The organism is Phyllobacterium sp. CCNWLW109, from assembly GCF_037203905.1.
Lineage (GTDB): Bacteria > Pseudomonadota > Alphaproteobacteria > Rhizobiales > Rhizobiaceae > Phyllobacterium > Phyllobacterium ifriqiyense.
The window spans coordinates 930,320-955,613 of the sequence record NZ_JBBCBK010000003.1; the positions used below are offsets into that span (position 1 = coordinate 930,320).

Annotated in this window: 29 protein-coding genes; 14 read left to right on the top strand and 15 right to left on the bottom strand. The window is 54.7% G+C overall.

What is annotated here, in order from left to right; genetic code table 11:
* Nucleotides 1–25: 25 nt before the first annotated feature.
* From V9K92_RS15075 to V9K92_RS15085, 3 genes are all read right to left on the bottom strand, one after another.
* Nucleotides 26–979, bottom strand: a complete 954-nt coding sequence (locus V9K92_RS15075) for an acetyl-CoA carboxylase carboxyltransferase subunit alpha (RefSeq protein ID WP_115055591.1) — start codon at nt 977–979, stop codon at nt 26–28.
* 139 nt (nt 980–1,118) lie between these two features.
* The gene (xerD, locus tag V9K92_RS15080; protein ID WP_337354337.1) at nt 1,119–2,045 is read right to left on the bottom strand and encodes a site-specific tyrosine recombinase XerD; all 927 of its coding nucleotides are present in this window, start codon (nt 2,043–2,045) and stop codon (nt 1,119–1,121) included.
* A gap of 4 nt (nt 2,046–2,049) precedes the next feature.
* Complete coding sequence (locus tag V9K92_RS15085) at nt 2,050–2,211, bottom strand: histidine kinase (protein WP_115055589.1); 162 nt, start codon at nt 2,209–2,211, stop codon at nt 2,050–2,052.
* 301 nt (nt 2,212–2,512) lie between these two features.
* On the opposite strand from V9K92_RS15085, the gene V9K92_RS15090 reads away from it, so the two are divergent.
* From V9K92_RS15090 to V9K92_RS15105, 4 genes are read left to right on the top strand one after another with little or no spacing between them, the layout of a single operon-like run.
* The gene (locus V9K92_RS15090) at nt 2,513–3,151 is read left to right on the top strand and encodes a shikimate kinase (protein WP_443094473.1); all 639 of its coding nucleotides are present in this window, start codon (nt 2,513–2,515) and stop codon (nt 3,149–3,151) included.
* Nucleotides 3,148–4,275 carry a 3-dehydroquinate synthase gene (gene aroB, locus V9K92_RS15095; protein ID WP_337354339.1) on the top strand — a complete coding sequence of 376 codons (1,128 nt, stop codon included), beginning with the start codon at nt 3,148–3,150 and terminating at the stop codon, nt 4,273–4,275. Before V9K92_RS15090 ends, aroB begins: the two co-directional genes overlap by 4 nt.
* Nucleotides 4,272–5,561, top strand: coding sequence for an HlyC/CorC family transporter (locus V9K92_RS15100; protein WP_307280415.1), 1,290 nt, complete (start codon nt 4,272–4,274; stop codon nt 5,559–5,561). The genes aroB and V9K92_RS15100 overlap by 4 nt, the downstream gene beginning before the upstream one ends.
* Before the next feature lie 37 nt (nt 5,562–5,598).
* Entirely contained in the window at nt 5,599–6,114 is a 516-nt protein-coding gene (locus V9K92_RS15105; RefSeq protein ID WP_337354340.1) for a TerB family tellurite resistance protein, read from the top strand.
* 104 nt (nt 6,115–6,218) lie between these two features.
* Here the strand turns inward: V9K92_RS15105 and V9K92_RS15110 are convergent, their stop codons facing one another.
* The gene (locus tag V9K92_RS15110; RefSeq protein ID WP_115055533.1) at nt 6,219–6,521 is read right to left on the bottom strand and encodes a BolA family protein; all 303 of its coding nucleotides are present in this window, start codon (nt 6,519–6,521) and stop codon (nt 6,219–6,221) included.
* A gap of 135 nt (nt 6,522–6,656) precedes the next feature.
* Between V9K92_RS15110 and V9K92_RS15115 the strand changes: the two genes are divergently transcribed.
* From V9K92_RS15115 to V9K92_RS15130, 4 genes are all read left to right on the top strand, one after another.
* A complete protein-coding gene (locus V9K92_RS15115; protein ID WP_115055531.1) occupies nt 6,657–7,310 on the top strand; it encodes a J domain-containing protein in 654 nt (217 codons plus the stop codon).
* 82 nt (nt 7,311–7,392) lie between these two features.
* Nucleotides 7,393–8,379, top strand: a complete 987-nt coding sequence (cobS, locus tag V9K92_RS15120) for a cobaltochelatase subunit CobS (RefSeq protein ID WP_115055529.1) — start codon at nt 7,393–7,395, stop codon at nt 8,377–8,379.
* Nucleotides 8,380–8,393: 14 nt separating this feature from the next.
* Nucleotides 8,394–10,283 (top strand): cobaltochelatase subunit CobT, encoded by a 1,890-nt coding sequence (gene cobT, locus V9K92_RS15125; protein ID WP_337354341.1) that lies wholly within the window; start codon nt 8,394–8,396, stop codon nt 10,281–10,283.
* 1 nt (nt 10,284) lies between these two features.
* On the top strand, nt 10,285–11,298 hold the full coding sequence (locus V9K92_RS15130; RefSeq protein WP_337354342.1) for an esterase-like activity of phytase family protein: 1,014 nt from the start codon (nt 10,285–10,287) through the stop codon (nt 11,296–11,298).
* Here the strand turns inward: V9K92_RS15130 and V9K92_RS15135 are convergent.
* Both V9K92_RS15135 and rpmB read right to left on the bottom strand, forming a co-directional pair.
* Complete coding sequence (locus V9K92_RS15135) at nt 11,271–11,921, bottom strand: queuosine precursor transporter (protein ID WP_337354343.1); 651 nt, start codon at nt 11,919–11,921, stop codon at nt 11,271–11,273. The genes V9K92_RS15130 and V9K92_RS15135 overlap by 28 nt on opposite strands.
* An 82-nt stretch (nt 11,922–12,003) precedes the next feature.
* A complete protein-coding gene (gene rpmB / locus V9K92_RS15140) occupies nt 12,004–12,306 on the bottom strand; it encodes a 50S ribosomal protein L28 (RefSeq protein ID WP_008127961.1) in 303 nt (100 codons plus the stop codon).
* Nucleotides 12,307–12,578: 272 nt separating this feature from the next.
* Between rpmB and V9K92_RS15145 the strand changes: the two genes are divergently transcribed.
* Both V9K92_RS15145 and yddG read left to right on the top strand, forming a co-directional pair.
* Nucleotides 12,579–13,385, top strand: a complete 807-nt coding sequence (locus tag V9K92_RS15145; protein WP_337354344.1) for a DUF3108 domain-containing protein — start codon at nt 12,579–12,581, stop codon at nt 13,383–13,385.
* 34 nt (nt 13,386–13,419) lie between these two features.
* On the top strand, nt 13,420–14,313 hold the full coding sequence (gene yddG, locus V9K92_RS15150; RefSeq protein ID WP_336442337.1) for an aromatic amino acid exporter YddG: 894 nt from the start codon (nt 13,420–13,422) through the stop codon (nt 14,311–14,313).
* On the opposite strand, the gene V9K92_RS15155 is transcribed toward yddG, so the two are convergent.
* Nucleotides 14,277–14,711, bottom strand: coding sequence for a cupin domain-containing protein (locus V9K92_RS15155; protein ID WP_115055517.1), 435 nt, complete (start codon nt 14,709–14,711; stop codon nt 14,277–14,279). The genes yddG and V9K92_RS15155 overlap by 37 nt on opposite strands.
* Nucleotides 14,711–15,481, bottom strand: a complete 771-nt coding sequence (gene gloB, locus V9K92_RS15160) for a hydroxyacylglutathione hydrolase (RefSeq protein WP_337354345.1) — start codon at nt 15,479–15,481, stop codon at nt 14,711–14,713. Before gloB ends, V9K92_RS15155 begins: the two co-directional genes overlap by 1 nt.
* A gap of 111 nt (nt 15,482–15,592) precedes the next feature.
* Here gloB and V9K92_RS15165 point away from each other — a divergent pair, with 111 nt between their 5' ends.
* The gene (locus tag V9K92_RS15165) at nt 15,593–16,345 is read left to right on the top strand and encodes a class I SAM-dependent methyltransferase (RefSeq protein WP_115055515.1); all 753 of its coding nucleotides are present in this window, start codon (nt 15,593–15,595) and stop codon (nt 16,343–16,345) included.
* Here the strand turns inward: V9K92_RS15165 and metW are convergent.
* Complete coding sequence (gene metW / locus V9K92_RS15170; RefSeq protein ID WP_115055513.1) at nt 16,342–16,956, bottom strand: methionine biosynthesis protein MetW; 615 nt, start codon at nt 16,954–16,956, stop codon at nt 16,342–16,344. The two genes, V9K92_RS15165 and metW, sit on opposite strands and share 4 nt — an antisense overlap.
* Nucleotides 16,953–18,140 (bottom strand): homoserine O-acetyltransferase MetX, encoded by a 1,188-nt coding sequence (gene metX, locus V9K92_RS15175; RefSeq protein WP_337354346.1) that lies wholly within the window; start codon nt 18,138–18,140, stop codon nt 16,953–16,955. The genes metW and metX overlap by 4 nt, the downstream gene beginning before the upstream one ends.
* Before the next feature lie 149 nt (nt 18,141–18,289).
* On the opposite strand from metX, the gene hisC reads away from it, so the two are divergent.
* Entirely contained in the window at nt 18,290–19,396 is a 1,107-nt protein-coding gene (gene hisC, locus V9K92_RS15180) for a histidinol-phosphate transaminase (RefSeq protein WP_115055511.1), read from the top strand.
* Between the two features lie 3 nt (nt 19,397–19,399).
* Nucleotides 19,400–20,329 carry a prephenate/arogenate dehydrogenase family protein gene (locus V9K92_RS15185; protein WP_337354347.1) on the top strand — a complete coding sequence of 310 codons (930 nt, stop codon included), beginning with the start codon at nt 19,400–19,402 and terminating at the stop codon, nt 20,327–20,329.
* Here the strand turns inward: V9K92_RS15185 and V9K92_RS15190 are convergent.
* A complete protein-coding gene (locus tag V9K92_RS15190; RefSeq protein ID WP_337354348.1) occupies nt 20,324–21,343 on the bottom strand; it encodes a DUF2125 domain-containing protein in 1,020 nt (339 codons plus the stop codon). The two genes, V9K92_RS15185 and V9K92_RS15190, sit on opposite strands and share 6 nt — an antisense overlap.
* Before the next feature lie 61 nt (nt 21,344–21,404).
* Here V9K92_RS15190 and V9K92_RS15195 point away from each other — a divergent pair, with 61 nt between their 5' ends.
* The gene (locus V9K92_RS15195) at nt 21,405–21,932 is read left to right on the top strand and encodes a gamma-glutamylcyclotransferase (protein ID WP_115055583.1); all 528 of its coding nucleotides are present in this window, start codon (nt 21,405–21,407) and stop codon (nt 21,930–21,932) included.
* Here V9K92_RS15195 and V9K92_RS15200 read toward each other — a convergent pair.
* The 4 genes from V9K92_RS15200 to ftsE all read right to left on the bottom strand — a co-directional run bounded on the left by V9K92_RS15200 (nt 21,929) and on the right by ftsE (nt 25,258).
* The gene (locus V9K92_RS15200; protein WP_337354349.1) at nt 21,929–22,714 is read right to left on the bottom strand and encodes a lysophospholipid acyltransferase family protein; all 786 of its coding nucleotides are present in this window, start codon (nt 22,712–22,714) and stop codon (nt 21,929–21,931) included. The genes V9K92_RS15195 and V9K92_RS15200 overlap by 4 nt on opposite strands.
* 102 nt (nt 22,715–22,816) lie before the next feature.
* The gene (locus V9K92_RS15205; RefSeq protein ID WP_115055581.1) at nt 22,817–23,452 is read right to left on the bottom strand and encodes a YdcF family protein; all 636 of its coding nucleotides are present in this window, start codon (nt 23,450–23,452) and stop codon (nt 22,817–22,819) included.
* A 155-nt stretch (nt 23,453–23,607) separates the two neighbouring features.
* The gene (locus tag V9K92_RS15210; protein ID WP_115055503.1) at nt 23,608–24,606 is read right to left on the bottom strand and encodes a cell division protein FtsX; all 999 of its coding nucleotides are present in this window, start codon (nt 24,604–24,606) and stop codon (nt 23,608–23,610) included.
* Nucleotides 24,599–25,258 (bottom strand): cell division ATP-binding protein FtsE, encoded by a 660-nt coding sequence (gene ftsE / locus V9K92_RS15215; protein WP_115055501.1) that lies wholly within the window; start codon nt 25,256–25,258, stop codon nt 24,599–24,601. The genes V9K92_RS15210 and ftsE overlap by 8 nt, the downstream gene beginning before the upstream one ends.
* Between the last annotated feature and the right edge of the window lie 36 nt (nt 25,259–25,294).

Below are 25,294 nucleotides of genomic sequence, written 5' to 3' on the forward strand. Positions count from 1 at the left end.
CCAAAAAAACCGCAACTATTTATTCCTAAAGATTGCGGCCGATGGCCAGATACTTCTCGCGGCGGTCCTGACGCAAAGCATCGCGATCCATATTGCTCATGGATTTCAGCGCGACATTGATGATGTTTCCAGTCGCTTCTATTGCTGCATCCCGGCCGCGATGGGCGCCGCCCAGAGGCTCCGGAATAATGCCGTCAATGATCTTCAATTCGTAAAGATCCTGCGCGGTGATGCGCATTGATGTGGCCGCATCCTTGGCTCTGGTCGAATCATGCCAGAGAATAGACGCGGCACCTTCGGGCGAAATAACCGAATAGATGGAATGTTCGAGCATGTAGACGCGGTTGGCCGTGGCAATCGCGATAGCGCCGCCGGAGCCGCCTTCACCGATGATGACGGAAACGATTGGCACCTTCACATTGAGGCAGGCGGCAGTTGAGCGGGCAATGGCCTCGGCCTGGCCGCGTTCCTCGGCGGCGATGCCTGGAAATGCGCCCGCCGTATCAACAAGCGTCAGCACGGGCAGGTTGAACCGGTCTGCAAGTTCCATGATGCGCACGGCCTTGCGGTAGCCTTCGGGCATGGCCATGCCGAAATTGTGTTTGAGGCGCGTTTTGGTATCGCTGCCTTTTTCCTGTCCAATGACTGCAACGGCCTGACCATTAAAGCGGGCAAGACCAGCCTGAACCGCATCATCATCGGCATAGTTGCGATCGCCTGCCAGCGGTGTGAAATCGGTAAAGAGCCTCGCAATATAATCCACGCAATGGGGCCGGTCCGGATGACGTGCGATCTGCGCCTTCTGCCAAGGCGTCAATTTGCGATAAAGATCGCGCAATGCATCGCCGGAGCGTCTTTCAAGCCGCGCAATCTCGTCATTGGTGTCGAGCGCGCCGCCTTCTTCTGCAAGCTTTTTCAGCTCAAGAATCTTGCCATCGAGATCGGCAACCGGCTTTTCAAAATCAAGATAGTTGTACATGGACTGAATATCTGCCTGCAAAAAGGTGGATTTTTCAAAGCCTAACTGGCTGTTGCGAGCGCGCATGTCAAGGAACCATGCCTCAGATGAGGCATAAGCCACGCAACTTATACGGTGAATTCCGGCAAAGGTGTGGTGTTTAATCAGCCAATGGATGGTGCTTGGTGACAAGCTGGTGCAGCCGCTCTTCCATGACATGGGTGTATATTTGAGTGGTGGAAATATCCGAATGGCCGAGCAATTGCTGTACGGCACGCAGATCAGCGCCGTTCTGGAGCAAATGACTGGCAAAGGCGTGACGCAACACATGGGGCGAGATTGATGAGGTTTTCAGCCCCGCACGGGCAGCCAGCCCCTTAAGCTCACGTCCAAAGACCTGACGCGCCAGAAAACCGCTTTCCGAGACTGCCGGAAAAAGCCACGGGCTTTCGCTTAAAGCGGGCAGGGAATCACGCAATTCGAGATATTTCATCATGGCGGTACGGGCCTTGCCGGAAAGCGGAACCATGCGGTCCTTCGACCCCTTGCCCCGGACCATCAAAAAGCGATTGTCCGAGCGCGCGACAGTAACGGGCAGGCCAACAAGCTCAGAGACACGCAGGCCCGTTGCATAGAGGATTTCCAGCAATGCATGCAGGCGCAGGGCCTGCAAGTGCGCTGCGTTTGAAGCTTTTGCGTCAAGCGTTTCCTCTTCTGCCCGGGCAAGCAGCTTTTCAACATCGGCCTCACTCATGATTTTCGGCAGGGAACGATCCTTCTTCGGCGCATCAAATGTGCTGGTCGGATCATCGGCACGAATATTCTCCATATAAAGGAAACGGAAAAATTGACGAAGCGCCGACAGTCTGCGGGCCTGCGAGGTTGCGGCAAAGCCGCGATTGGCAATATCGTCGAGATAGGTGCGAATGGTGACGGATTGCGCTAGTGGCAGCTGAATGCCAGTGCCGGCACTGAAGGAGGCGGCATCCTCAAGATCACGCCTGTAGGAGTCGAGCGTGTTTTGCGCCGCGCCCCGTTCGGCGCTCATCATTTCAAGAAAATTCTCGATGGCTGCTGAAGCGCGCATGATTTTACTTTGGTTGTTGAGGTTTCGGATTAAGTTTTTCGCTCGGCACGCGAATGGTCATCTCGGTCTGGGTGGGGTGAACAAAGGTCACAAGCGCGACCATCCCGGCATAGACAAGCCCCGCAAGGATGGCGAGGACAATGATAAGTCGCGTGAGTGTCGGCATTTTCTCTATCGAACAGGCTGCATTGGTCGGTTCCATAATCTTGGACGCAAACTCTTAATAATTTGGTGAATGGCTGCGTTGCTGCTCTGGCGCTCTGCGTGGTTCGACAAGCTTACCATGAGGCGAGATTGCGATTTGCAACCAAAATGATCGCCACAGGCGAGTGTAGATCCCTACAATCCGCAACTTCTCTTATGGTAGGCCTGTCGAGCCACGCACGCTATTGATGTAAAATGGAACATCGATGGTCCTTAAAGCCATAGTCTGCTTGACTGGACCAAGGTTTTACTGTCGAAACGCAATCATGAATACGACGGAAGAAACACCTCTGCCAGATGAAACATCTGAGCTGGCAAAATCCATCCGCGAGCGGCTTGGCGCGCGTTCAATCGTGCTTGTCGGCCTCATGGGTGCAGGTAAGTCGACAGTGGGAAAGAAACTGGCCTCGCTGGTGGAACTGCCCTTTTTCGACGCGGATCACGAGATTGAAAAGGTCTCGACAATGTCGATCCCCGAGCTTTTCGAAGCCTATGGCGAGGCCGAATTTCGCGATCTTGAACGGCGGGTCATTGCACGCATGCTGGAAGAGGGGCCGATTGTCCTGGCAACAGGAGGCGGTGCCTATATGAACGAGCAGACGCGAAGCGCCATAGCATCCACCGGTATCTCCGTATGGCTTAAAGCAGAGCTTGATGTCTTGATGTCGCGTGTCGTACGCAAGCAGAACCGTCCATTGCTGAAGAACAGGGATCCGCGCGGTGTGATGGAGCGGCTGATGGGCGAGCGCTATCCAATCTATGCATATGCCGATCTCACGATCAATTCGCGCGAAGAAAAGAAAGAAATCATCGCTTTCGAAGCGATGCAGGCCATTGCAGGGCATCTGGGCGGGCAAGCCCTTTCCAACGAGACAAAAACGGATGAGGAGGCCGGGTCATGACGGATCAAGCGACAAGCACAATCGTTCCCGTCAAGCTCGGCGATCGCTCCTATGACATATTGATTGGTGGTGGTTTGATTGAGCGTGCAGGACAAGAGATCGTCTCACGGGCAGGCAAGACAATGCGGGCGGCCATCATCAGCGACGAGACAGTCGCCGGGCTGCATCTGGAGCGGTTGCAGGCCGGGCTCACTGCCGCAGGAATAGAATCGACGCCGGTGGTGGTTGCCCCGGGCGAGCAATCAAAATGTTTTGCGACGCTGGAGACTGTTACCAACGCCATTCTAGCGGCGCGGCTCGAACGCGGCGATATTGTCATTGCTTTCGGTGGCGGTGTCATTGGTGACCTTGCCGGTTTTGCGGCTGGTATTGCGCGGCGCGGCATGGGTTTTGTGCAGATACCAACCTCATTGCTGGCGCAGGTGGATAGTTCCGTGGGCGGCAAGACCGGAATTAACACGGCGCATGGCAAGAACCTTGTCGGCGTGTTCTATCAGCCCCAGCTGGTTCTGGCCGACACGGATGTGCTCAACACGCTCTCTCTACGTGAATTTCGTGCAGGTTATGCGGAAGTTGCCAAATATGGTCTGATCGACCGTCCGGATTTTTTCGGTTGGCTGGAGGCCAACTGGCGCGGGATTTTCGATGGAGGGCCGGAACGGACCCAGGCGATTGCCATAGCGTGCCAGTCAAAAGCCGATGTCGTTGAACGCGACGAGTTCGAGATGGGAGACAGGGCGCTGCTCAATCTTGGCCACACATTCGGCCATGCGCTGGAGACAGCAACCAAATATGATTCCTCGCGCCTTGTTCATGGTGAGGGCGTTTCCATCGGAATGGTTCTGGCGCATCAGTTTTCGGCCAAAATGAATCTGGCCAGCCCGGATGATGCTTTGCGGGTGGAAAAGCATCTGCGCGATGTCGGCCTGCCGGTATCTATCAACGAGATACAAGGCCAGCTTCCGCCAGCGGAAAAATTGATGGAATATATTGCGCAGGATAAAAAGGTGACGCGTGGTACGCTGACCTTTATTCTCACGCGCGGTATCGGTCAGTCATTCATCGCCAAAGATGTTCCACCATCGGCGGTCTTGAGCTTCCTGAAGGAGAAACATCCAGCATGACCTTGGAACTCTGGATTTTCTGCGGGGTTATTTTGGGTTTGATCCTGATGTCCGCTCTCTTTTCAGGGTCCGAAACGGCATTGACTGCGGTGTCGCGGGCACGCATGCATCGGCTGGCGAACCGCGGCGACGGGCGTGCAAGCATTGTCGAAAATCTCATCGAGAAACGCGACAGGCTGATCGGCGTCATGCTGATCGGCAATAATCTCATCAATATTCTCGCATCGTCGCTGATGACCAGCATGTTGCTTGATATTTTCGGGCAGGCTGGTGTGGCCTATGCGACAGCCATCATGACCGTCCTTCTGGTGATCTTTGCGGAAGTTCTGCCAAAATCCTGGGCTATATCGAGTCCCGAACGCAATTCGCTTTCGCTGGTGCGGTTTGCGCAGCTTGCAGTCTGGATATTCGGTCCTCTTTCCGATCTGGTGAACTGGATCGTACGCAATATACTTGCGATTTTCGGGATCAATCTTGCTGCGGGAATTTCAATGTTTTCAGCGCAGGAAGAGCTGCGCGGTGCGGTCGACCTGCTCCACAAGGAAGGTTCCGTGGTGAAGGGCGACAGGGACCAGATTGGTGGCTTGCTTGATCTGCGCGAGCTTGAAGTCTATGACGTCATGATCCACCGCACCGATATGGATTCGGTCAATGCCGATGATCCAATCGAGACGATCATCACCGAAATCCTTGCCAGCCATCATACGCGTATTCCTGTGTGGAGAGGCACGAACGATAATTTTGTCGGGGTTGTCCACGCCAAAGACCTTGTACGGGCGATCAGGGATGCCAATCGCGACTTCTCGAAGATCAATATTATGAAGGTTGCGACAAAGCCCTGGTTCGTGCCGGATACGACCACGCTCCAGGACCAGCTCAATGCGTTTTTGCGGCGCAAGGCACATATTGCCATTGTCGTCGATGAGTATGGCGACGTGCAGGGGCTGATCACGCTGGAAGATATTCTTGAGGAGATCGTTGGCGATATTGCCGACGAGCATGACATTGACGTGCAGGGTGTTCGCCCGCAGCCGGATGGCTCAATCCTTGTCGACGGGTCCGTGCCGATACGCGACCTTAACCGCGCGCTCGACTGGAATCTGCCCGATACGGAGGCGACAACCATTGCAGGGTTTGTGATCCATCAGACGCAGAGCATTCCAAAGGAAAAACAGGCTTATACGTTCCATGGCAAGCGGTTTACGATCATCAAGCGGGAAAAAAACAGAATAACGCGACTGCGCATCCGGCCGATTGAAGGTGAGGACAAACCGAAGGCGCGGTAGTTCACGAGGCATTCAGGTTCATATAACTGGGATTAAAATGCATATTCTCATTGCGATTATCGGTTTGGCGGCTGTTGTTTTATTCTGGACCCTGCGAGCCCATTCGACTGTCAGGGCAGTACGCGATCTTGATCGCGACACGAAAGGCCTGCAACGGAAGGCAAAGTTCAGTTTTCAGAATCTGATCGGCTCACCCTACAGCCGTATAAAAGACCCGCGTCTGGCCGCTGCGATCTTGATGATTCAGCTTGTGCGGACGGGCGCCCCGGTGACCGCAGACGAAAAGATGAAGATTCTGGAACTGATTAGCGAAACGCTTCAGATCGAAGATCCAGACGCATTGTTTCGAAAGGCCTGGACTTATACCAAGCAGCGGGGATTTTTTTCGCCCATGGCTGATGAAATGGCACCCATGCTGCGCGAACGCCTGACGAGAAGAGAACGGCTGCAATTGATCGACATGCTGCAACAGACCGCATCAGCCTACGGTGAGCCGAGTGAATTGCAAGCTGGAATGATTGCGCGATTGAAGCGGCAACTGGTGCAGGATTGAATATTAGTTGCATACATCCAGTGCGTGGTTCGACGCACTGGATGTATGCAGTTTCCTGTCGCAATGCTTTTCAGGAATTGCAAGTCACACTTTAGTTGAGCTTTTTACCGCCGTGTTGCTTCGCCGGGCGCTGCTGGTTCAAGCGCCAAGGCATGGACGCTTCCCTTCAATTCTGCTTCGAGAACTTCATTGATTGCGCGGTGGCGTTCGACACGCGACATGCCGGAAAAAGCCTCCGCGACAATCCGCACGCGAAAATGCGTTTCGCCTGAACCGTCAAATGTGCCATGATGCTCGCTGTCAGAATGATGGTGGCCTGCGTGAAGGTGGCTTTCATTGATGACAGCCAATGAAACGGGATGGAAAGCCTGTGTCAGTTTGTTTTCGATCGCGGACTGAGTGGACATTTCATTCTCCTGCGCCCATATGGTAGTTTCATTTGGCAAATCCGAACATGTTCATAAATTTACCGCCATTTCAGGCGTTAGGTCATAAATCATGTCCGAATGTCAATTCACGCCAAGCCAAGATAAACGTATTCGATGACGACAAGCTCTAAATATTTCGACAGCATCCGTATCCGCCCGAAAAAAGCGGAAGAGGAGAAATCGCGCACGCCCATATGCCAGTGGGACGGCTGCGAGAAACCTGGTCCGCACCGCGCTCCCGTGGGCCGCGAAAAGGAAGGCGAGTTCTTCCATTTCTGCATCGACCATGTGCGCGAGTATAATAAAGGCTATAATTATTTCTCCGGCCTGTCTGATGCAGAGGTTGCGCGCTACCAGAAGGAAGCGCTGACGGGCGATCGCCCGACATGGACTGTTGCAGGATTGCCGGGCAGCGGGGCAGGGCCAAGCGCCAGCACCCGCGCGCAGGCCAGTGCAAGCGCCAAGACATCGCCGGATTTTTCTAAATTGCGATCGGGGCGTGCTGCCTACCAAAACAGGTTCCGGGATCCCAATAGTGTTTTCAATAATGCACGTGTCCATGTGCGCAAATTGAAGCCGCTGGAGTCAAAAGCGCTGGATACGCTTGGACTAGGTGCAAAAGCCACTGGCGAAGATATAAAGTCGCGCTATAAAGAACTGGTGAAGCGCCACCACCCCGATGCAAACGGCGGTGATCGGGCTTCCGAGGATCGTTTCCGTGACGTAATCCAGGCCTATCAATTGCTCAAGACGGCTGGTTTCTGCTAACCACTCATGGGCTGAATTCAGAATCTCGTTGCGGGGTTCGCTATTTTTATGCGTCTGCGCATGCAGTCGCGCTGGAGGCATGATGAATAAGGTTGATCGCGATATTGCGAATTTGCCGGATACAACGGTTTCTGTAGAAAAGCTTTTCGGATTCCAATCCGACATGATGGTCCCGGCCTATAAGGCCGGCGATGCCTATGTCCCGGAAATCGACACGGACTATTTGTTCGACAAGGCAACGACGCTGGCCATTCTGGCAGGTTTTGCCTTCAACCGGCGCGTTATGGTTTCCGGCTATCATGGGACGGGTAAATCCACGCATATTGAACAGGTCGCTGCGCGCCTCAACTGGCCCTGCGTTCGCGTCAATCTCGACAGTCACGTCAGCCGTATCGATCTGGTCGGCAAGGATGCAATTGTGGTGAAAGAGGGCATGCAGGTTACGGAATTCCGCGACGGCATTCTGCCTTGGGCCTACCAGCATAATGTTGCTCTGGTTTTTGACGAATATGATGCCGGTCGTCCGGATGTTATGTTCGTTATCCAGCGCGTGCTGGAATCATCCGGCCGCTTGACGCTTCTGGATCAAAGCCGCGTTATCCGTCCGCACCCTGCCTTCCGCCTGTTCGCTACGGCCAATACGGTCGGTCTCGGCGATACGACCGGTCTTTACCACGGCACGCAGCAGATCAATCAGGCGCAGATGGATCGCTGGTCGATCGTGACGACGCTCAACTATCTGCCGCATGACAATGAGGTGGCAATCGTTGCTGCCAAGGCCAAGCATTATCAGAACAAGGAAGGCATGGAGATCGTCTCCAAGATGGTTCGCGTTGCCGATATGACCCGTGCCGCATTCATCAATGGCGATCTTTCGACCGTGATGAGCCCGCGTACGGTGATCACTTGGGCAGAAAATGCCGATATTTTCAAGGATGTCGGTTTTGCATTCCGTCTGACCTTCCTGAACAAGTGCGATGAATTGGAGCGTCCAATCGTTGCCGAGTTCTATCAGCGTGCCTTTGGCAAGGAACTGCCTGAATCCACAGCCAATGTGGTTATGAGCTAAGAGCACAGCAGAAGATGGCAGGTCCGGGAGACAATTCACGTGCGGTACCGAAAGGTCCGGTTGATAGCGAGCCCTTCAAGCGCGCTGTCACGGCCTGTATGCGTGCAATTGCCGGCGATCATGAGCTGGAAGTCGGCTTCGGCAATGACAAGCCTGCGCTGACCGGCCACCGGGCACGGCTTCCTGATCTGCCCAAACGTCCGAGTGCCAATGACATAGCGGTCACGCGCGGGATTGGCGATTCGATGGCATTGCGTCAGGCATGCCATAATGATCGTATTCACGCGACGCTCGCGCCGGAAGGCAAGCAGGCGAGAGCAATCTTCGATGCGGTTGAACAGGCTCGCGTCGAAGCTATCGGCTCTTTGCGCATGGAAGGCGTGGCGGAAAATCTGAACTCCATGCTGGCGGACAAATATGCCCGCGCCAATTTTCCTGCGATCACGGACAAGGCAGAAGCTCCGCTCGAAGAAGCTGTCGCCTTGCTGGTGCGTGAAAAGCTGACGGGGCGCAAAGCCCCGGAATCAGCGGGCAATGTGCTCGATCTTTGGCGTGACTGGATCGAAGAGAAAGCCGCGACCGATCTTGATCATCTGTCTGACAAGATAAACGACCAGAACGCATTTGCGCGCGTTGTGCGTGAAATGCTCGCTTCGATGGAAATGGCGGAAGAACTGGCGCAGGAAAGCCAAGACGACGACAGCCAGAGCAACGAAGAAGACCAGCCCGAGCCTGAAGAAAACAATGAGGGCGGCTCCGACGAGGACGAAGGCAGCGATTCATCCGAAAATGATGATTCCGAGACATCCAGCGACGATAGTCAGGCGGGCGAAACCGAGGCTGCGGACGCTTCATCCGACGATATGGATGAAGATTCGGACGCTGATGCGGAGATTCCGGGCGAAGCAAGGCGCCCTAACCAGCCTTTCTCCAATCTTGGGGCTGAAAGCGGGTATAAGGTCTATACGCAGGAATTTGACGAGACGACCGACGCGGAAGAGCTTTGTGACGAAGCTGAACTGGAGCGTCTGCGTGCATTCCTCGACAAGCAGCTTGCCAATCTATCCGGCGTTGTCGGGCGTCTGGCCAATAGGCTTCAGCGCCGCCTGATGGCGCAGCAGAACCGTTCCTGGGACTTCGATCTGGAAGAGGGATATCTCGACAGCGCCCGCCTTGTGCGCGTCGTTATCGATCCCACTCAGCCCCTCTCCTACAAGATGGAGCGCGACACGGATTTCCGCGACACCGTAGTTACGCTGCTGATCGATAATTCCGGCTCCATGCGTGGTCGGCCTATTACTGTTGCTGCGACCTGTGCCGATATTTTGGCACGTACGCTGGAGCGTTGCGGCGTGAAGGTTGAAATCCTCGGCTTCACCACAAAGGCGTGGAAAGGCGGACAGGCCCGTGAAGCTTGGCTGGAGCGGGGCAAACAGGCCAATCCAGGCCGGCTGAATGATCTGCGCCATATCGTCTACAAGCGCGCTGACGCCCCATGGCGGCGCTCACGGCGCAATCTCGGCCTGATGATGCGCGAGGGGCTGCTGAAGGAAAATATTGACGGTGAAGCGCTGATCTGGGCCCATCAAAGATTGCTGGCGCGTCCTGAACAGCGCCGTATTCTGATGATGATTTCCGATGGTGCTCCCGTTGATGACAGCACCTTATCGGTCAATCCGGGCAATTATCTTGAGCGGCATTTGCGTGCGGTGATTGAAGAGATTGAAACCAAATCACCCGTTGAGCTTATCGCTATCGGTATCGGCCATGATGTCACGCGTTACTACCGCCGTGCGGTGACGATTGTCGACGCGGAAGAGCTGGCCGGTGCGATGACCGAACAACTCGCTTCCTTGTTTGAAGAGCAAGGACGCGCGGCAGCCAAAAAAGCTGGACGCCGATAAGATGAAGTCAGTGGCGCTACGTTGCTGGCGCGTCTGGTTGACACTGACCTTTGCGATGACGGCCTCCTTGGCTTTGGCGGAAGAGCCGGGGGTTTTGTCTCTACAGGTTAAATCCCGCACCATTTCCAACTTTCAGCTTGGCTCTGCCGAAAGCCGTTTTGGTCCGCTTGAATTTGTGGGCGGCCTGGACATGTCGTCTACGAGTGCCCGATTTGGCAGCATGTCCGCATTTCATTTTCTCGATGCGGGACAACGTTTCCTTGGCGTTACCGATACGGGCTCGTGGTTTGCCGGTCGAATCCTGCGCGATGCAGAAGGAAGACCAGCCTCGGTTGCGGATTACAGACTGGCTCCCATTCTTGGAGAAGATGGCTTGCCGGTTGATGGCAAGCGGGATTCCGATGCAGAAGGCATGAATATCTCCGGCCAGAAGGTCACGGTTTCTTTTGAACGCAATCACCGGATCGCCGAATATGAACTTGATCTGGAAAAATTCGCCTCGCGGCCGAAGATTCTGCCGCTGCCCATTCCAAAAGAAGAGCTAAGAACCAATCGCGGCATTGAGACCATTGCCTATTCGCCTCCCGATGGTCCTCTGCGTGGTGCACGCGTGGCCGTGACTGAGATGAGCCTGAACAAGGCGGGCAATGCCTTTGCTGCTGTGCTTGAAGGGCCGCGAAAAGGAATATTCTATGTCCAGCGCAGGGATGGCTTTGATATAAGCGATGGCGACTTTCTGCCGGGTGGCGACCTTTTGCTGCTTGAGCGCAAATACAGCTTCATAACCGGCATAAGCGTACGCCTTCGGCTAATTCCGGGCGATATGATCAAGCCGGATGCGACCGTTGATGGACGGATAATTTTCAATGCCGATCTAAGCTACCAGATCGACAATATGGAGGGGCTGGATGTCTGGCAGGCCGCTGATGGCTCTACCCGCGTCTCGATGATATCGGACGATAATTTCTCAGTTGTGCAAAGAAATCTTTATCTGGAATTTCGGCTAGCCGAGTAGATGGCAGGGGCGAAAATGGCGAGGATCGCGCCATAGGGCACAAGCATGACCACAGCCATGACGATCTTGACCAAGAGGTCACCGAAGCCCAGCGATGCCCATAGCGGCACTTCTGTGCCAAGGAACGGCACTGGCATTGCCAGTGACGAATCGGGCTGGCCCGTTATGGCGTCAATCCAGGCAAAGCGTGCGGCAAAAGCGATAGAAAAGAACAGCAAGGTGTCGAGCAATGACCCGAAGATTGCGGAAGCGAAGGGGGCTTTCCACCATGTCAGCTGACGCAGCTTGTTGAAGACAGTTATATCGAGAAGCTGGGCCGTGAGGAACGCCGTGCCGGATGCGATGGCGATACGGGGTGTCGCAAGCCAGATCGACAAAACAACGGCAATGGCAAAACCTGTATAGACAACACGCCGGGCAAAGACAGGACCAAACCTGCGATTGGAAAGATCATTAACCAGAAAAGCTATCGGATAAGTGAACGCGCCATAGGTGAGAATTTCGCCCAAACCAAAATGATGGAATGGATATTGCACCAGAATATTGGACGCAGCCACGACTGCGCACATGGCCAGAACGGGCAAAACAAAATCAGACAGGGAATAAGCGCGGCTGAGCGGCATTTTTTTATCCTGGGTAATGGAACCAGCAACAATAAGGCCAGCATATGCTGGCCCCGATGATCAAGCAATAAAGAAGCGCTGATTAAGCAGCAGCAACCGGAGCTTCAAGAAGCTTCTTGGCAATCTGGCGCTTGAGAAGACGAGCGCGCTGTGACAGCTCCTTCTCGTCAGCCTTGACCAAGAACGCATCCAGACCACCGCGATGCTCAACGCTGCGAAGCGCATGGGCTGTAACGCGCAGACGATAGCTCTGACCCAAAGCTTCGGAGATCAGCGTTACCTGGCAAAGATTTGGCAAAAAGCGGCGGCGCGTACGATTGTTCGCGTGGCTCACATTGTTGCCGTACTGGACCGACTTTGCGGTCAATTCACATGTGCGGGACATTGGGTCTCACCTTTAAATTTCATTCCCGCCGATCCAAATTCTGTCTGGTGCCATCGCATGTTGCCACGCAGCGGCTCAGCTTTCGGAAAGGCGGCCTATTGGGAAGTTGCGTTTCTATAGTGATATGAGCCCTACGCGTCAAGTGTATATCTACGCTGTTTGCTCCATGCACTGTGCATTTCGTCAGGATCATGGGGTGTTTAACACAACTTTGCCTGCTTTATAAACGAGCAGTTACCATCAAGGACGGGTGTTAGATGGGAATACGACAAATGAAAGCCGGAGGGTGTTCCTCCAAGCGAGCACTGGTGGCGGTCAGTCTAGCCGCATGCGCGATCATGATGGCCGGTGCCGCCAATGCTGCGCAGGCCTATAAGTCCGAATACAGGGTATCGCTCTATGGGCTAACCATTGCGAAAGCCAATTTTTCAACGAATGTCTCCGACAGTCATGCCTATGAGGTCAGCGGCGAATTGATGAGTTCCGGGCTGGGCAGCCTCTTTGACGATACGAGCGGCACGCTTGATGCCAAGGGGCAATATGGCAAGGCCGGGCCGGTTCCAAGCTCCTATGCGGTGAAATACAAGCACGGCAAGCGCAACAAGACGACATCAATTGCGTTCACAGACGGCAATGTGACGGAGACGGTCAATGTGCCCCCAATCAAGAAGAAAGAAAACTGGGTCGAATTGAAACCCGATGATCTGAAATCTGTTGCCGATCCCATTTCCGGCGTCATGGTCGCGGCAGACAATCTCGATCAGGTCTGTTCCAGGACATTGCAAATGTATGACGGTCAGACCCGCATTGATCTCAAGCTTTCGCCGGAGGGCGGATCCAGGCCTTTCGCAACCAACGGTTTCAAGGGTGATGCTATTACCTGTACTGCCAAGTTTATCCCGATTTCTGGCTATCAATCGGGCCGGAAAGCCATTGAATATCTGAAAAACTCCAGCAAGATCAGTATGACCTTTGCATCATTAGGCAAGTCCGGTATCTATTCGCCGGTGCAGGCGAAAATCGGCACGCAAATCGGCACGGTGACAGTTTACGCGACCCGTTTCGAAAAGACGCAGTAAGCGGCTGAGCGCCGCCTGTTGATTTGGGGGCGGCGTGGCTACATTTGTCGGATTTCTCGCAGTTATCATGTGGGCGATGCTCGCACTGTTCACGGATGTGTCAGGCAAGGTGCCGCCATTCCAGCTGACCGCAATGACATTTGCCATCGGTGCTTGCCTTGGACTGGTCTCATGGTTGTGGCGTCCGGGCGCGGCCAGACATTTGCGCCAGCCATTGAAAGTCTGGATGCTCGGGGTTGTCGGGCTGTTTGGCTATCATTTTCTTTATTTTACCGCGCTGCGTAATGCACCGGCGATCGATGCAAGCCTCATCGCCTATCTGTGGCCTCTGTTCATCGTGGTTGGTTCGGCGCTGATGCCGGGGGAACGTCTGCGCTGGTTTCACATTGTCGGGACGCTGCTTGGCCTGTCCGGCACTGTCCTGATCATCACAAAGGGCGGCGGGCTCGGTTTCGATCCGCAATATAGTTTCGGCTATGCGATGGCGGGTCTTTGCGCGCTCACATGGGCGGCTTATTCGCTGCTCTCACGACGTTTTGCCGAGGTGCCGACCGATGCGGTAACGGGTTTCTGCATCGCAACGTCGATCCTCTCACTGATCTCTCATCTGCTTCTTGAGCAGACCATATGGCCGGAAGGGCTTGTTCAGTGGTTGGCAGTTTTGGGACTCGGGTTTTTTCCGGTCGGCGCTGCGTTCTATGTATGGGATTACGGTGTCAAGCGCGGCAATATTCAGGTGCTGGGCGCATCCAGCTATGCCGCGCCTCTGCTATCGACGCTTGTATTGATCATTGCTGGTGTGACCGAGCCAACGACACGGGTATTGCTTGCATGTGCCTTGATCACTTCAGGCGCGGTGCTTGCTGCCAAGGATATGCTGCTCAAGAAAAATCAAGGCTCCCAGCCGGGTTCAGCCAATTCGAATTGAGCAAAGTTGAAGCCCGGAGCGACTGTACAGCCAACCAGTGTCCAGTCGCCAAGGCTTTTCGCCATCTGCCAGTGCCCTGCGGGAACAACGGCCTGTGGGCGTTGCCCATTGGCAAGGTCCATTCCGAGTATTTGGGTGGTCACGGGTTCTTTGCCAGAGGTTATGGAAAGTTCCAGCGCCGCGCCGCCATAATAGTGCCAGACCTCCGATGCGTCCTTGACGCGGTGCCATCTGGATATTTCCCCCTTGGAAAGGAGGAAATAGATCGCGGTGGAATATCCGCGTTTACAGACCTGCGGTTCCGCCTTGTTATCGCGGAATGTTTCGATATAGGCGCCCCCTTCCGGATGAGGTTCAAGCCCGAGAATGTCTTTGATCTGTTGTGCGGTAAGATCCATCAGAAATGATCCTTCCGTTTGCGTATTTCAGTAAAGACTGCCTCATCGCTGGCATTTTCCATTTTGAGGTTCTTGCGAATGACGGGATCATGCCAGCGCAGGAACGGATTGGTGGCCATTTCGCGCAATATGGTGGTTGGCAATGTAGGCTGACCTGCTGCGCGAAGCGCCGTAATTTCCCTGGCTCGCTCTTTTAACGCCGAATTATCAGGGTCGATTGACAAGGCAAAACGCGCATTGCTTTCGCTATATTCATGTCCGCAATAGACCTGCGTATCGCCGGGCAAAGCGACGAGCTTTTGCAACGATTCGAACATGGTCGCCGGCGTGCCTTCAAGCAACCGCCCGCAACCAAGGGAAAATAATGTATCGCCGGCAAAGAGAACCTTCGCGGCAGGGATAAAGAACGAGATTTCCCCGTTTGTATGACCGGGAGTGGAAATCACCTCAATATCAAAACTGCCGAACTGGAAATGGTCGCCGTGGCTCAATGTGCGATCAATACCGGGAATTTGCGATTTCTCAGCTTCCGGACCGACGATCTCAACACCAAAGCGCTTCTTCAAAGCGAGATTTGCTTCGATATGATCATTGTGATGATGAGTGGTCAGAATATGCGTTAGTTTCCAGCCGCGGCGCTTGAGCGCATCGAGAATTGGTTGCTCTTCCGGCGCATCGATAGACGCAGTGAGATTTGTTTCCGGGTCATGGATGAGAACGCCGAAATTATCGCTTCGGGCGTTAAACTGTTCGATTTGCAAATTGGACATATAGCTTCTCTTTATTCCTGTCAGAACCAAGATAAGCCGCTGCCGTGGATGCGCAAGCCACGAGACCGGCATTTTCTTGATGTTATTGATTAGCGTGGTAGTTTGCCCACCATGCATCTCGATATCATCGATCTTCGCACTTTCTACGCATCAACCCTTGGTCATCTGGCGGAGCGTTCGATCACCATGGCGCTTGCTGCCATGTGGCCCAAGCTCCCGGGTGAGCGTCTCGTCGGGCTCGGCTATGCCGCGCCTTACCTTGATCGCTTCAGAAGCGATACGGAGCGCACCTTTGCCTTCATGCCAGCGGGGCAGGGTGCCGCAAGCTGGCCGCCACTTGAGCCTTCATCGACAGCACTGGTTTTCGAGGAAGAGCTTCCCCTGCCGGATTCCGCAGTTGACAGAATGTTGCTTATTCATGCTTTGGAACATGCGGAGGACCCACGCGAGACATTGAAGGAAATGTGGCGTGTGCTGGCTCCCAATGGCCGCCTGGTGATCGTCGTACCCAATCGGCGCGGATTATGGGCTCGCTTCGAGCATACGCCCTTCGGCAGTGGCAGGCCCTATAGCCGAGGCCAGCTCATCCGGCTTTTGCGAGAAACCAATTTTACCCCCGGCCCATGGGGCGAAGCCTTGTTCTTTCCGCCATCATCGCGCCGCGCGATGATGCGGCCCTCCGCATTGTTTGAGAGAATGGGCAGGCGGTTCTGGCCAATGTTTTCAGGCGTGCTGATCGTGGAAGCGCAAAAGCGTGTCTATCAGGGCCTGCCGGTGGCCAAGCGTTCGTCCCGGCGCGTCTTTGTGCCCGTGCTTTCACCGCAAGGCACTGCCATGCGGCGCGATGGTCCGAAAGAAGATTAACGGCGGAGCAGGAACACTGCCTGCTGGCCGAAAAGGTTCCAGAAGCCCCACGGCATATTGAAGCCGAGACGCTGACCCAGAGCATTCAGCGCAACGGCTGATTCAACGTGGGCGCCGACCTCTTTTGTCATGTCGACAAAATCATTGATGGTGCAGAAGTGGATGTTTGGTGTGTCATACCAGCTATAGGGCAGCTCTTTGGTAACCGGCATGCGCCCATTAATGGCCAGCGAGGCGCGCATGCGCCAGTGGCCGAAATTGGGAAACGAGACAATTGCCTTTTCGCCGATGCGCAAAAGCTCGGTCAGAACATATTTAGGATTGCGGGTGGCCTGCAAAGTCTGGCTGAGGATCACATAATCAAACCCGCCATCCGGGTAATATTTCAGATCGCTGTCAGCGTCGCCCTGAATGACAGAAAGGCCCCGGGCAACAGATTCATTGACGCCCTTTTGCGAAAGCTCGACGCCGCGCCCATCCACGCCCTTGGTGGTCTGCAACAGTTCCAGCAATTCACCATCGCCGCAGCCTACGTCCAGCACACGCGAACCAGGCTCGATCAGTGAAGCGATGACGGCAAAATCAACGCGGGGATGACTATTGATACTCATAATGGAAGAAGCCCCTTTGCGCGCGCTGCAGAGCGCAGGAAGCCGTTGACGGCCGAGAACATCTCCGGTTCGTCCAGCAGGAACGAATCATGGCCGCGATCCGATTCGATCTCAACGAATGAAACGGAAGCGCCCGCCGCATTCAACGCATGGGCAACCGTGCGGCTCTCGCTGGTTGGGAACAGCCAATCGCTTGTGAAGGAGACGATGCAGAAACGGGTCTTTGACCCGGCAAAGGCATCGGCAAGTCTGCCCTCATGCTCAGCGGCCAGATCGAAATAATCCATGGCACGCGTCATATAGAGGTATGAGTTGGCGTCGAAACGCTCGACAAATGTATTGCCCTGATGGCGCAGATAGCTCTCGATCTGAAAATCCGCATCAAATCCGAACGTCACATTCTGCCGGTCCTGCAGGTTACGCCCGAACTTGTTGTGCAGGGCGGTTTCCGACAGATAGGTGATGTGGGCCGCCATGCGGGCGACAGAAAGCCCCTTGCGGGGCACCGTGCCAGCTTCGAGATAACGGCCTTCTTTCCATTCTGGATCGGCCATGACGGCCTGACGCCCGACCTCGTGGAAGGCTATGTTCTGCGAAGAATGGCGCGCGCCGGTGGCAAGCGCTACGGCTGCGAAAACCTTGTCGGAATGGCTGGACGCCCATTCCAGAACCTGCATGCCGCCCATGGAACCGCCGACAACGGCAAAAAGCTGCTTAATACCGAAATGCTCGACCAGCATTGCCTGTGCACGCACCATGTCGGCAATTGTAATAATGGGAAGATCAAGCGCATAGGGCTTGCCGGTGGCCGGATTGATCGAAGCGGGACCGGTTGAGCCGAGGCAACCGCCAAGAACATTTGAGCAAAGAACAAAATAGCGATCCGTGTCGATTGGTTTGCCGGGGCCAACGAGCAATTCCCACCAGCCCGATTTGCCGGTGACCGGATGGACATTCGCCACATGCTGATCGCCGGTAAGAGCATGGCAAATCAGGATCGCGTTGGATTTATCCTCATTGAGCGTGCCATAAGACTGGTAGGCAATGCGAAAAGGCGAAAGCGATACGCCGCTATCGAGGTTCAAAGGCTTATCCGCGCCAAATTCAACCACTGGACTGTGGGGATTCGTCGCTTCCTGACTTTTCGGTGCTTTATAAGCGGTAGGTCGGGTGGCTTTGGTCATATTGGTGCTGATTTGCGTAGAGTCCTGCTGAAACAGATTGGGGCGTAGCTATGGTCGCGCATGGGCCAAAGTCAAGTTGTTCTCGACATCTCGTCTCCAGACAGTTATGTCCGCGACGGAGATTTTTGCCGCTTAACGGATGAACAATCATGTCAACGACATTGCAAGACCTACGTCCAACACCAAAAACCGGTTTGCTTGATATTGCGGCCTATGTGCCCGGCAAGGAACATGCGCATGGTGTTGCCAAGGTTTATAAGCTGTCGTCGAATGAATCTCCGCTTGGCGCGAGCAAACTTGCCATTGAAGCATTTGGGGCTGCGGCAAGAAATCTTGAAATGTATCCCGATGGTCAGGCCAATGCCCTGAAGCAGGCCATCGCGGAAGTACACGGCCTGAATGCCGGAAATATTCTTTGCGGCAATGGCTCCGATGAATTGCTTGGCTTGCTGTGCCAGACCTATCTCGCGCCCGGCGACGAAGCGATTTATACCGAACATGGTTTCATGGTGTATAAAATCTACATCATGGCTGCCGGCGGAACGCCTGTTGTCGCCCGCGAAAAGAACGAGCAGGCTGAAGTTGACGCAATATTGAATGCGGTGACGACGCGCACGAAAATCGTGTTTCTTGCCAATCCGAACAATCCGACCGGCACCTATCTGCCTTTCGAAGAAGTGCGCCGCCTGCATGCGGGACTGCCAAAGAATGTGCTTTTGGTTCTCGATGCGGCCTATGCGGAATATGTTCGCCGCAATGATTACGAATCCGGCGTAGAACTTGTTTCGTCGTCTGAAAATGTGGTGATGACACGCACATTCTCGAAAATTCACGGGCTTGCAGCTTTGCGCATCGGCTGGATGTTTGCGCCTGCCCATGTGGTCGATGCCGTTAACCGGATACGTGGGCCATTCAATCTGAATTCCGCCGCCATTCTGGCCGGTGCTGCCGCGATCCGTGATCGGGCGCATGTCGATCAGGCGATTGCGTTCAACGAAAAATGGCTCCCTTGGCTGACGGAGCAGCTGACAGAGCTTGGCCTGCGGGTAACGCCATCGGTGGGAAATTTCCTGCTTGTGCATTTTCCTGACAACGCGGCCAAATCGGCAGAAGCGGCAGACGCCTATCTGACGAGCAAGGGCTATATTTTGCGCCGCGTTGCGGGATACGGATTTCCCAACGCGTTGCGCCTTACCATTGGATCCGAAGAAGCCAATCGCGGCGTAGTCGCTGCACTCTCCGAATTCCTGAAGTAAAAAATGTCCAAGCCTCATTTCAATACAATCGCACTGATCGGCATCGGCCTGATCGGATCGTCACTGGCACGCGTGATCAAACGCGAAGGTCTGGCCGACCATGTCATCATTTCCACACGCAGTGAAAGCACACTGGCACGGGCCAAAGAACTTGGTCTTGGCGATGCTTATACGCTTGATAGTGGTGAAGCCGTCAAGAATGCCGACCTCGTCGTGGTTTCCGTCCCGGTCGGCTCCTCCGGCGCCGTTGCAAAGCAGATTGCCGGTTTCTTGAAGCCCGGCGCAATCGTAACCGATGTGGGATCAACCAAAAGCTCTGTCATCGCGCAGATGCAACCGGAGCTGCCATCAAATGTTCACTTCATTCCGGGGCATCCGCTAGCCGGAACGGAGTATTCCGGACCGGATGCGGGCTTTGCGGATTTGTTCGTGAACCGCTGGTGCATATTGACCCCACTTGAGGGTACTGATGCGACTGCCATCGAAAGGCTGAAGACATTCTGGGAGGCCTGCGGCTCGCGGCTAGATACGATGCACCCGGCGCATCATGATCGGGTTCTGGCGATTGTTTCCCATCTGCCGCATCTGATCGCCTATAATATCGTCGGTACAGCCAGCGATCTGGAAGAAGTCACCAATTCCGAGGTCATCAAATACTCGGCTTCCGGTTTCCGTGATTTCACCCGTCTTGCCGCATCCGATCCGACGATGTGGCGCGATGTGTGCCTGCACAACAAGGACGCGATCCTCGAAATGCTGGCGCGTTTTTCCGAGGATCTTGCATCCTTGCAGCGTTCCGTGCGCTGGGGTGATGGTGATGCGCTGTTTGATCTTTTCACCCGCACACGCGCTGTGCGGCGCGGTATTATCGATGCAGGGCAGGAAATCGACGCACCGGATTTCGGACGCCAGAAGGCAACGCCGCCCTCATAGAGAGGGCAGACGCCCGATACGGATGAAACCCACCGACATTTTCCCGTTTTTCACGGTAATGGGAAGTGTCGGTGCGCCGTTCGCATCTTTAGGCACGAAAGCCATCGCCTGAAGTACGGATGAGATTGTGTTTTCTTCGCCAGGCAGAATGCCGCGCATTGCCTGGGCGACACCTTCCGGATTGCGCATGGTCACGTTGAAATCGCCGCTGATCCGGCCTTCATTATCGACTGAGAACGGTCCGGAAATCGCAATGCCGCTGCCGTCGGCAAAGCCCAGATCGACATTGTTCAACAGTCCCGATTGACCACGCAGAATCGTTATATCTCTTTCAGGCTTTGCCAGAAGCGCAAAGCCATTTTCCAGCTCAATATCGGCGGCACCCGTCAGCTCAGGCAGGGGATGCTCATAAACGATATTGTCTGCGATTTTCAGCTTTTCAAATGACCACGCGATGTTCATTTTTGGCTCAGTGGTTGAAAAGCTAAGCTTTCCACCTTGCATGATGGCAATGGGCGCGCTCCCTGCCGCCGCATTGCGCTGATTGACAACAATATCATTGCCCTGAACCGAAATCTGCTTGGGCAGCGGCTTATCGAGGCGGACGCTGGAGCCAAGATCTTTCCAGGTAATGTCCAAGGGAACCATGCCGGGCGCATCGATAGCGGCTGGTCCTTCGATCTGGCTGACAATGCGCATCGGATCGTAAATCTGTGTAGCGGCGTTGAAACTGCCTGCCACGACGGAAAGCTGTTTCGCCTGATCGGCCCAGCCGACTTTGGTGCACTCAAGGCCAAGCCTGAGCGGATAACCGCTGGCCGCAGCATTGTCGCAGGTGGCGTCGATGCCCTTCTGCTTGAAGGCGGCAAGGTTTGTTGCCACACGCGATTCAAGCTGGTTGGCCAGATAAAACCATCCGCCCGTATAGATGATCGCCAGCAAGATGATGAAGCCTGCCAGATATTTGAGAAACTTCCCCGACTTGCGGATTTCAGTGGTGCTGCTTGACGGCATGGTGCGGCTCTCGCTATCGGTCAGAAGATGATGTGATTCAAATCCAGCTATCGGGATGGATATGGGCGATTTTTGGGTCTTTGGCTATGGTTCACTCATGTGGAAGCCCGGCTTTGCACATGTAGAGACGCATCATGCCCGTCTTCATGGCTATCGCAGGGCACTGTGCGTGCGCTCCTATGTGCATCGCGGGACGCCGGAACGTCCGGGACTTGTACTCGGCCTGGATCGTGGTGGTTCCTGCCTTGGCATGGCATTTCGCGTGCCGGGCGAGCTTGAAGACGAAGTGGTGGCCTATCTACGTGAGCGCGAGCTTGTCACTCATGTCTATCTTGAGCGCCGTCTTGGCATACGGCTTCCCGATGGCCAGAGGGTCGAAGCCTTGACCTATATTGTCGACCGCAATCACGTTCAGTATGCGGGGTCGCTCTCGGTCGCCGAAGCTGCGGAGGCTGTATGCGGTTCAGTGGGCGTGTCAGGCCGCAATGAGGACTATGTGCATAATACGCTCGACCATATGCGCAAGATGAATATACGCGACCATTGGATGGAAGCGGTGGCCGCTGCGGTGGACCATAACAAGGCTTAGATTTCCACACCCAGTTCTTTGAGGCGCCTGACGGCGGTGGGAGGCATGGGAGGCGGGTTGGCGGAGGTTGCTGCTTCGACCAGTAATTCGTCACAGGCGGCCTCTGTGACTTCCTGAAGCTTCTTCAAAAAGGCGTCATTATCCATTCCGGGCTGGATGGGCGGCAGGATACGGCAGCGGATAATCCCGGGGTGACGCAGAAATCTGCGGCGGGGCCAATAGAGGCCTGCATTGTGCGCGATAGGCAGAACCGGAACGCCAAGTTCGCCGTATATATGTGCAACACCATATTTATAAGCGGGCGGGGCTCCCGGACTGGTGCGTGTGCCTTCGGGATAGATCATCAATTGCCGGCCTCCCGACACGGCAAAATGCGCGCCTTTGACGGCCGTCTTCATCGCCGCAGAGCGTTTGCCACGATCAATAGGCACCATTTTCATTTTCTGGATGTACCAGCCAAAAAGCGGAATCCACATCAGCTCGCGCTTGAGAATGTAAACCGGGTCGGCAATATAGGGCAGGAACGCGTAGGCATCCCAGAAGGACTGGTGTTTCGGCGCGCAGATATAGGGGCCATCCGGTATATTCTCAAGGCCCTCAATTTCCATATCTGTTCCGGCGAAAACCTTTTGCAGCCAGAGATTTGACCGCGCCCAATTCTTCGGAATGGCCCAAGCCCGTTTACGCGGGCTGAGAAAATAGTATGGCGTGAAAATGATCATCTGGACGATCAGGTTCAGGTAGAAAAGCACATTGAAGATGATCGACCGGATTATTGTCATGGAGATCTCGTTGAGGGTTGCAGGCTCGTTATGCGTGGTGAGCCCCTCCTGAGCTTGTCGAAGGACGAACCATATATATGCCAGTTTCTGACGTGGAATTGGCTATTCCCTGATCTGATGCAGCAATTTATCAGTGACACTCGAAAAACTGTCAGGCAATTGGGCGCGGGCAACGGCCCCCAGATATTTGATATATTCCATCAGCAGAACCCGTACTACCTGTCCTCGCGTTATCCAGTCACCCTCCTTGAGATTGGTGTTCGTGATTGGATAGGCAATGAATTCGATTTCCTGCGAGGCGCGGCTGAGTTCGAGCATGGTGCGGGGAATGTGGTAGTTGTTGGTGACAACAATCACGCGCTTATAATGGTTGGCGCTCGCCCATTTAATGCTTTCAACCGCATTGCCGACCGTATCAAGGGCAGACCGATCGATATCGACACAGCATTCGAACAATGTTGCATCGCCACCAGTGACGCGTTGCAACTCGCTACGCTTGGTCGAGGGATGCACGCCGCTGATGAACAAACGTTCGCCGCGCTTGTTCTTGAGCAATTCCAAAGCGCCCTCAATGCGTGAATAGCCACCTGTCAGGACGACGATACCGTCAGCGGGCTCGGTAATATCGGGTATATCGAGCGTGGTGACGCGATCGCTGAAGACAATAAACCCACCGATGAACAAACCTATCGCAAGAATCGCAAGCAGGAACAGAAAACGCACGAAATATCTGCCCATGGTCGCAGACAATCCACGGGTCCGTGCTACGTCCGCATCGGGGGACTTGTTGCTGTCGTTAAGGCCGTCCATCTTGTGCCGTAAATGCCTTGCTCGAGAGTGCTTCTGCCGCTCATAAACTGGAAGCGATGCGTCTATAAAATAAAATGAATATTTCAGGTGTCGTGATTTTCGCCCGTGCGTCCATCAACTTGCCTTAAATGCGCTATGACTGTCATTCGTGTTGTAATCATGGTCAGAACGCTGACCGCCAATATGATCAAAACTACACCCGTATATCCGCCGGATCCAATGGAGAAATTGCCGAAGAGCGCTGTCGCCTGATCGGCTTCGGGTGTTGCCAGATTACGCGATGACCACCATCCGATCATCAGAAAAATGAACATGGCAAGCGCACCGCCAAAAGCTGCACCTTTAAGTGCTGTCCAGAAAAAATGGCGCTCGAACTGGCGGGCGACGAATTTTTGTTCCGCGCCGATAAAATGCAGCACTTCAATAATATGGCCGTTACCGGCCATCGCTCCGCGCGTGGCGAAAATCACGGTGAGGACTGTTGCTGCAACGACAAGGGAAAGCACGCCGGTGCCGATGAGAACAGTCGAGCGAGCCATGGAAACCAACCGGTCGACCCATGTGCGATGATCGTCGAAACTGGCTGCCGGTATCTGCCCGACGAGCATGCTGCGAAGCGCTGCGAAATCTGGGGGCGAGGCTTCGTCGAGCGTAACGACCACCAGCCGGGGAACAGGCAGTTCATCAATATCGAGTCCGGTTCCAAGCCATGGTTCGAGAAGGCGGGCTGTCGCATCCCGGTCGATGATCCGCGTGGATTTCACGCCAGCAAATCCTTGCGCAATTTTACTCGCTTCAGCGAGCATTGCTTCCATGTCCTGACCTTCCACCGGTCTGATCTGAATAGTCGCTTCGGTGGAAATCTGACTTTGCCAGGTGGCGGCTGTCGATTGAACAAGGCTGACTGAGCCGACGGTGAGGCAGGCGAGGAAGGTCATGATGGCGATTACGATCATCAAGGCATGGCCAACCACATTGCCTGCGGGCACGATCGGTGCCTGTCCGCTGTTTTTGCGGATACGGGCCCAAAGCCTGTCTGCCAATTCGACGGCTCGATCCTTGAGGGCAGCGGCATCAATCATAAACGTCGAGCCTTCCCTGATCGAGGATCATACGCCGCGCATTGATCTGGTCCATCAGGGTCAAATCGTGGGTGGCAATGACAACGGCTGTTCCGGAGCGGTTCAACTCGCCGAAAAGGCGCAGGAGACGCCGCGCCAGGGGCGGATCGACATTGCCCGTCGGCTCGTCGGCAAGCAGAATTTCCGGTTGATCTATCAAAGCGCGGGCGATAGCGGCACGCTGTTTTTCACCACCGGATAGCACAGGTGGTAGCACATGCATGCGCTCGCCAAGCCCTACCCAATGCAAAAGCTCTTCGACCTCTGCGCGATAGGTCGCTTCTTCCTTGCCGCGTACCCGCAAAGGCAAGGCGACGTTTTGATAGGTGGTCATATGATCGAGCAGCCGGAAATCCTGAAAGACCACGCCTATGCGCCGGCGCAGCATTGGCATTTCCCTGGACGAAATTGTTGCAATATCCTTGCCGAAGACGGTGATGGAACCGCGTGTCGGCTTGAGTGTCATGAAAAGCAGGCGCAGCAATGACGTTTTACCTGCACCGGAAGGTCCGGTGAGGAACTGAAATGATCGCGGCGATATGTGGAGGCTGACATCACGCAAGACCTCCGGGCCCATCCCATACCGCAATCCGACATTCTCAAAACGAATCAAGTGTGCTTTCCGATCTTATCTGCAACGTGTTCTATT